We start from the raw sequence: 7,263 nt of genomic DNA on the forward strand, positions 1-7,263 counted from the left end.
AGCGGCAGATGTTCGGACGAGCCAGCTTCGACCTGCTCCGCATTCGCGTCCTCAACTACCACTAGCCCGTCGACCTGGACCCGAACACCGTCACGCTCTGTTGCCACAGGCTTTGATCCAGAGCCGGAAATTGTCAGCGTTAAGCAACATGAGGTGTCAGTAACTCAGGGTAGCGGCCAGTCTAGATCCTCCCAAGTCCAGGGGACAGCGACTCTTCCATCACGGGCCAGGCGGTAAGTGCCGGTCGGTGGTTCGCGGCCTTGAAGGAGACGGCGACGGTAGCCGCGGCCTCGATGAGTCACGCCTCGGCGCCCGGGCCGAGGGCCAGGACCTCGCCATTCCATGATCACACGCCAGGTGATCTGAGACGTTCACTGCTGGACGCCATGATCGTTGAGACACTCACATTCACGTTGTCTCAAATGAGTTGGCGAGCCGCAGGTCAGAGTATCTCGGGACGTACGGGCGACGTCTGGCGATGTCCGCTCGCTGGCGTACGGCATTGTCGCGACTCCGGAGACGCGCAAGGCGATCGAGGCCGCCACAGGAGTGGATGCCCAGATCGTGCGCGACATGCACCTGGAGGTGTTCGACGGCACGGCCGTGGACCTGGCGGGCGCTCGCGCGGGGGACAAGGAGTCGATCCGCCGGGCGGAGGCTCGTGAGTGGGCGCTAGAGCCCACTTTCGACCGCCGTTGACAGGCCGAGGCGACGCCGCTCCTGGATACGCCTCGGCAGCTCGCGATCCGGTGGCACACTGGGGGCGAGACATCATCTGTTCGAAGCGAGCGGAGACCATATGGCGCTGCAGGACGGGCGGCCGCCCGCCGCGCCGGTGCCCGCGGCTCCGCTTGTCGGCGGCAAGTTGCTCGTCCCTCCTGTCCGGCCGGGCACCGTCGGCCGGAGCAGGCTGACCACCCGGCTCGACGACCGCTCCCAACGCCTGGCCGTCGTGGTCGCGCCCGCAGGGTGGGGTAAGACCACCCTGCTCGCCGACTGGGCCCGGCGGAGCGTCCTCGCGCGCGACACCGCCGTCTCGTGGCTGACCCTGGACGACTCCGACGACGAGCCGCACCGGTTCTGGACTTATCTGCTCTCGGCACTGCGTACGGCGAACCCGGCGCTGGGCGACGCGGCGCTGAAGGCGTTATGTGTGACCGAGGTCGACCCGCTCGAGGTGGCCGTGCCCACACTGCTCAACGACCTCGCGGCGGCGCCCGGGCGGCACTCCCTCGTGCTCGACGACTACCACGTGATCCAGGACCGGCGAATCCACGAGGCCGTCGAGTTCTTCCTCGGCTACCTGCCGCCCTCCTTTCGCCTGGTCGTCGCCTCCCGGCTGGACCCGGCGCTACCGCTGGCCCGGCTCCGGGCGCGTGGGGAGTTGACGGAGATCCGCGCGGCGGGGCTGCGCTTCACCGACGACGAGGCGACCGGCCTGGTCGCCGGGGTGGCCGGCGACACCCTCGACACCGACGGCGTCGCCGACCTGGTCCACCGCACCGAGGGGTGGGCGGCCGGGATCAAGCTGATGGCACTGGCGGTCCGCGCCGCCCCCGGCCCACCGGCCGGTGTGGACACGGTTCGCGGCGACGACCGGCACGTCGTTGACTATCTGACCAGCGAGGTGCTCGACGGCCTGCGCGCCGGACAGCGTGACTTCCTGCTGCGTACATCCGTGCTCGAACAGCTGTGCGGCCCGCTGTGCGACGCCGTCCTCGAACAGTCCGGCTCCCACGTGGCGCTGGCCGACCTCGAACGCGCGGACCTGTTCCTCGTCGCGCTGGACTCGCAGCGGTTCTGGTACCGCTATCACCGGCTGTTCCGGGAAGCCCTGCGGCGCGAGCTGGCCGCGGTGGCCCCGGAGGCCGGTCCGCGTCTCCTGGGCAGAGCCGCCGAGTGGTACGCGAACGCCGGGGAGCGCGAGCAGGCGGTCCGGTGCCTGATCGCGGCCGGTGACCAGCGTGGCGCGGCGGAGATGCTGGCCAGCGCAGACGACGACTTTCTCGCCCGCGGCGCGATCGGCGCCTACCTGCGGCTCGGTGACAGTCTCGGAACCGAGGCCGTGCGGGCCAATCCGAGGCTGGGCATCTCGCTGGCGTCGGCGGCGGGCCTCACCGGCGACCTTCACCGGGTGGCCCCGCTGCTCGACGCCGCGGAGGCCGCCATCACCTCCGGCACAGAGCCTCCTGCCGGGTGGCGGTCCGGGCACGCGGCGGCGATGACGCTGCGTGCCGTGTACGTCCAGGACGGGCGCGCCCCCGAGGAGCTGCTCGACATGGTCCGGCGAGCCGTCGAACTCGAGGTGGATCCCGCTGTTCACGGCTGGGTGATCTCCCGGATCGCTATGGGGAGCGTGCTGTCCGGTCTGAGTCACCACGACGAGGCGGCACGGGTACTGTCCCGGGCGGTGGAGCAGGCCCCGGTGGTCGGCCTGCCCGCCTTCACCCGGCTCCAGGCCACCGGCCTGCTCGCGATGGCCCTGTTGCACCGCGAAGACCCGGAGCCCGCACGCCTCGGCCACCACCGGGACGGTCCCGAGCCGGTGCGGGCGCTGTTGCGGGGTGTGCTGCCCGAGGTCGCGGCGATCGAGTCTGAACTCGGGGATGCCGCCGCGCCGGCGGTGGTCTTTCTGCGGCTTGCCGAGGGCGTCGTCGCCCTTCGCGACGGCCACCTGCTTCACGCCCGCGACCTGCTGCTCCACACCGTGGGGCTGGCCCAGACCACCGGCCACCCCACCCAGGTCGTACGGGCCCTGGTCGCCCTGGCCGAGGTGGAGCTGGCCTGCGGGGACCGGCGGGCGGCATCAGCCGCCCTGTCCGAGGCCGATGAGGTGGCGCGGGCCTGGCCGGTGTTCCCCTCGGCGGGCGCCGCCCTCGCCGAGGCTCGTCGCCGCGTCGGGTGGAGCCCGACGGCTCTGATCAGGCGGGCCGCCGGGCCGGTCGAACCGCTCACCGACCGGGAGCACTCCATCCTGCTCGCGTTGCGCGGCCCGCTCAGCCGGAGGGAGATCGGCGCGGAGCTCTACCTGTCGATCAACACGGTGAAGGGCTACACCAAGAGCCTGTACCGCAAGCTCGACGTCACATCCCGCGCCGAAGCCGTCCAGCGCGGGCGCGACCTCGGCCTCATCTGACGCGGATCCGCCCGGCTCGGGCGGCCTCGCGCTCCACCCCGGGTGGTCCGGCGCCCGGGTGGTGTGCGTCCCCCCCGTCACCTGTGATGCTGCGCGTCATGCGAAGGAGATCGAGATGAGGTCGAACTACCGGGTAGAGATCCGCGGGATCCTCCCGAGCGGCCTGCAAGACGAGTTGCGCCGCCGATTCGGGGAAGTGGTCGTCCACTCGAACGGCGCCCGAACGGTGATGCCGAACCTGGCCGTCGACCAGGCCGCGCTGCGAGCCGTGCTGAACTTGCTGTGGGACGTGGACGGCGAGCTTCTGCTCGTCGAGGCCATCTCGCCGGACGCGGAGCGGGTGAACCGATGATGCCGTGGCTCTGGCTGGCGGCCGGCGCGGCCCTGCTGCCGTTCACCTTCCTGCAGACCACCCTTCCGCTGGCCGCCTGGGGGGCGCCGGTGCTGCTGCTGCGTTTCACCCGGACCGTCCGCGCCCGGTGGGCTCTGCCGGCCCTGGTCGTCGCGAGCGCCGCCGGCACTGCGATCAGCTTCCGGGGCGCCCTGTCAGGGGACCAGATCGCGGTGCTCGCGGCCGGCGGGGGTGTGCTCGGCGCCGTGCCGTACGCACTGGACCGGCTGCTCGGCCGCTGGCTGAGCGGGTTGCCCCGCACCCTCGTCTTCCCCGCGGCCGACGTCGCCCTGGCGTTCCTGTTCAGCACCGGGGACAACGGCACGATGGGGCATCCGGTGGGCACCCAGGTGGGAAACCTGCCGCTGCTGCAGTCGGTGTCCGTGGCCGGCCTGTGGGGGCTCGCGTTCCTGATCGCCTGGACGGCCCCGGTGGCCAACGAGGTGTGGGAGCGCGGCTTCGACCTGCGAGCCGCCGGCTGGAGCGCCGCCGTCTGGGCCTGCGTCCTGACCGCCGTCCTGCTGCTGGGCGGGGCTCGCCTGGTGTTCGACCGTCCGGCCGGACCGACCGTCCGGGTGGCCGCGCTGGCGCCGAACCGGGCCGCCAGCGACGCGGCCATGGCCGCCCGCGTCGTGGCCGGCCCACGCGGTGCGGCGGAGCGCGCGGAGCTGAGGCGGCGGTACTTCACCCCGATGCTTGACGACCTGCTCGACCGCACGGTGACGGCCGCCAGGGCGGGAGCCAGGATCGTGGTGTGGTCCGAGGCTGCGGCCTACGACTTCGCCGAAGAGGGGGCGGCGGTGGTCGAACGGGCTCGGGCGGTCGCACGGGAGGAACGGATCTACCTCCAGATCGGCGTGGTCTACCTGCTGCCCAGAGAGCTGAGCCCGTACGTCGAGATCCGGGCGATCATGATCGACCCCGGCGGCACATTGGTGTGGAACTACCTCAAGACGTCCACGCCCGTCGGTGACGGCAACGTGCCCGGCCCCGGGGTGGTGCCCATCGCGGACACGCCGTACGGGCGGCTGGCGACCGTTATCTGCTACGACGCCAACTTCATGCCGCTGGTCCGGCAGGCCGGGCGGGCCGGAGCCGACATCCTGCTGCTGCCCTCCAGCGACTGGGAACCGGTCACCGACGCGCTCGCCCAGCAGGCAGTGCTGCGCGGCGTGGAGAACGGGATGAGCGTCGTCCGGCCGGCCCGGCGCGGCACCTCGATGGCCGTCGACCACCAGGGGCGGATGATCGGCTACGAGGCGAGCTGGTTCACCGGTGACGCCCGCACCACCGACCACGCCATGGTGATCACGGTGCCCGTCCAGGGACGGCTCACCTACTACGGCCGGTGGGTGGGCGACGCCGTCGCCTGGCTCTGCCTCGCCGGCCTGCTCGCCATGGCGGCGACGGCGGGCGCCCGGCGGTTCCGCCCTGCGGCGCCCAGGTCCGGCACAGCCGGACAGGCGCCGGCACCCGCCGTGCCGCCGCCCGGCGGGGCGGCCTGAGCGCGCCGGGAAATGCCCTCCACTCGGCTCGGCGTCACGAGCCCCTCCCGAAGGAACGATGATGTCCGCCACAGCAGAAGCCACCAACCGCGACAGCGTGATCGAGCAGCACTCGATCGACTCTGCCCTCCACACCGAACGCCGCTGGGCGGAGCCTCGGGCCACGAGCGAAGTGGCTCCGCACGTCCTGGCGGAAAACGACATCCCGTCGTTGACGCCCGGCATGATGAAGGCCATCGAGGAGGAGGAATTACTCCAGGAGTGGGAGAGGTTCCTGGACGTCCAGACCTGGGCGCTGGGCGAGAGTGAAGTCGCCTGGCTCCGCAGCAGGGAATTCGGCACCGGTCGCGGGGTCCTCGAGGTCGGCAGCGCCGCGGGCGGCTACGGAGCCTTCCTTGCCCGCAACTTTTCCGGCACCCGTATCTTCGGTGTGGAGTCGAACCCGCATCTCGCCAGGAGATTTCGCAGGAGCAAAGCGGCACCGCCGAACTACAGCATCGAGGTGTCCAAGATCGGTGAGGATCCGATCCCGAAGGCCGTGCGCGGGCGGTTCGACAGGTGCGTCCTGCGCTTCGTGCTGCAGCACGTCTCCGATCCCGCACGCGTCTTGAGGGCCGTCCATGACGCGCTTCCAGTGGGCGGCCGGATCTACGTGATCGAGGAAGACCTGTCCTTCCTGACCACGCGGCCAGATTGGGAACCGTTCCAGCTGACGAGGGATGCCTGGCTGAGAGTCACAGCGGCAGGCGGCACCGACGGCGTGATCGGCAGCAAGCTGCCCGGGCTCGCCACGGAGGCGGGGTTCACGGTCGATGATCTCAACATCGTGCTGCGGAACAACGTGGAGATGGGCACCGCGTTCGGTGACTACCTGACGAGCGTCATTCGGCTGCTCCAGAAGAACAGCCCCGATCTGGTCACCGAGGAAGAGGTCAGAACGGTCGTCGACGGGTTCGAAGCCTCGCGTGATGACCACGCCGGCCATTTCGTCGCCACGTATCCGCAGTTCCTGATGATGGCGACAAAAGTCGCTGATCGCACACATCGACACCCGCGGCGCCCTGGTCATGGGGTTCGCGTTCACTGAACCGCCGGGAACCGGGTCACGCACGGCTGCCCCGGAGGCGGCCACCAAATAGGAGACAGGGGCGGCACCGACACGGGACGCCCACAATTGAAAGGAAACCTCCATGCGTACGAGATCCGTCATAGCCCCGTCCATCGGCAACGAAGGGGCGACTGCTCGGTACACCAGCGGTAACGGCAGGAGGCGCAGGCTGCTGCGCAGGGTCACCGTGGTCGGGACCGCCGCGGTCTCGTTAGCCGGCCTGCTGGCCAGTGCTCCGGCGGCGTCGGCCACGCCGGGCAACGTCTACCAGACTGCGGCGGAGGTCGCCGACAACCTCAACAGCATGAGCTGGCCCTCTCAGAGCTCCCACAACATGTACGCCACCGGCGACCAGAGCACGTCGGTCGTCTGGGGCACGCCCGGCACGGCGAGCAGCTACTTCAACCGCAGCAAGTGCGCCACCTTCGTGACGATGGTGCTGAAAGAGGCGTGGCCTTTCGTCACCGACCAGTACCTGGGGGACCACTTCGGCTCCCAAAGCCCGACAGCGGCGCAGTACCACGACACCTTCGCCAGCGGCACCTCGCAGTTCATCACCAGTTCCAGCCCGGCCCTGGACCAGGTGACCGAGATCCGCTCCGGGACGATCATCGCGGTCAAGTACAACGCCGCTGTCCCTGATTCCGGCGACCCCACCGGCCACGTGATGATCGCGGCGGGGACCCCGGTGTCTTACGACCGCGACAGCAACAACTCCACCATCGAGTGGGCGGTCCCGGTGATCGACAGCACCACGAACCCGCACGGGGTGGCGTCGTCGTGGCAGGGGTCGCCGTACCATGCCTTCCCGGACACCCGATCCGTCGGCACGACCGAATACGACGGCGTGGGGCGCGGGTGGGTCTTCATCCGTACCGACGCGGAGAACCGGCCCCAAGGGTACTGGTGGGGGGCGAACGAGCACCTGGTGAACGGATTCCATAGCGTGGCGAACCGGCCGATCGCCTTCGGCAAGGTCTTCCACATCATATTTCCCTAGGAGTGTCCTGAAGATCTTGGTGGCCTTTTCAGACTGGAATCGGGGATTCACACTCGGGTCATGATGGGCCGTTGGAGGGTTCCGGCCGGGCCTGAGGTGTGGGTCGTGTGCCGAGAGCTGATC

At 70.1% G+C, this 7,263-nt stretch carries 6 protein-coding genes; all 6 read left to right on the top strand.

Annotation, left to right across the window (positions count from 1 at the left end; translation table 11 throughout):
* The first annotated feature begins 564 nt into the window (after positions 1-564).
* The 6 genes from ABN273_RS58655 (at position 565) to ABN273_RS58680 (ending at position 7,140) form a co-directional block, all read left to right on the top strand.
* Positions 565-699 (top strand): hypothetical protein, encoded by a 135-nt coding sequence (locus ABN273_RS58655; protein ID WP_349458480.1) that lies wholly within the window; start codon positions 565-567, stop codon positions 697-699.
* Positions 700-799: 100 nt separating this feature from the next.
* Positions 800-3,136 (top strand): helix-turn-helix transcriptional regulator, encoded by a 2,337-nt coding sequence (locus ABN273_RS58660; protein WP_349458482.1) that lies wholly within the window; start codon positions 800-802, stop codon positions 3,134-3,136.
* A 115-nt stretch (positions 3,137-3,251) separates the two neighbouring features.
* On the top strand, positions 3,252-3,488 hold the full coding sequence (locus ABN273_RS58665) for a DUF8691 family protein (RefSeq protein WP_349458483.1): 237 nt from the start codon (positions 3,252-3,254) through the stop codon (positions 3,486-3,488).
* The gene (locus ABN273_RS58670) at positions 3,485-5,032 is read left to right on the top strand and encodes a nitrilase-related carbon-nitrogen hydrolase (RefSeq protein ID WP_349458485.1); all 1,548 of its coding nucleotides are present in this window, start codon (positions 3,485-3,487) and stop codon (positions 5,030-5,032) included. The genes ABN273_RS58665 and ABN273_RS58670 overlap by 4 nt, the downstream gene beginning before the upstream one ends.
* 58 nt (positions 5,033-5,090) lie before the next feature.
* Positions 5,091-6,119: a methyltransferase gene (locus ABN273_RS58675; protein WP_349458487.1), complete on the top strand. Its 1,029-nt coding sequence runs from the start codon at positions 5,091-5,093 to the stop codon at positions 6,117-6,119.
* 103 nt (positions 6,120-6,222) lie between these two features.
* Positions 6,223-7,140 carry a hypothetical protein gene (locus tag ABN273_RS58680; protein WP_349458488.1) on the top strand — a complete coding sequence of 306 codons (918 nt, stop codon included), beginning with the start codon at positions 6,223-6,225 and terminating at the stop codon, positions 7,138-7,140.
* The last annotated feature ends 123 nt before the right edge of the window (positions 7,141-7,263 follow it).

It is taken from the genome of Nonomuraea sp. B19D2, assembly GCF_040137845.1.
Classification (GTDB): Bacteria; Actinomycetota; Actinomycetes; order Streptosporangiales; family Streptosporangiaceae; genus Nonomuraea.

What these genes read in the sequence shown, in the direction of transcription:
- ABN273_RS58660 (WP_349458482.1), top strand. Translation starts at nt 800, where the DNA reads ATGGCGCTGCAGGACGGGCGGCCGCCCGCCGCGCCGGTGCCCGCGGCT.
- ABN273_RS58680 (WP_349458488.1), top strand. Translation starts at nt 6,223, where the DNA reads ATGCGTACGAGATCCGTCATAGCCCCGTCCATCGGCAACGAAGGGGCG.
- ABN273_RS58665 (WP_349458483.1), top strand. Translation starts at nt 3,252, where the DNA reads ATGAGGTCGAACTACCGGGTAGAGATCCGCGGGATCCTCCCGAGCGGC.
- ABN273_RS58670 (WP_349458485.1), top strand. Translation starts at nt 3,485, where the DNA reads ATGATGCCGTGGCTCTGGCTGGCGGCCGGCGCGGCCCTGCTGCCGTTC.
- ABN273_RS58675 (WP_349458487.1), top strand. Translation starts at nt 5,091, where the DNA reads ATGATGTCCGCCACAGCAGAAGCCACCAACCGCGACAGCGTGATCGAG.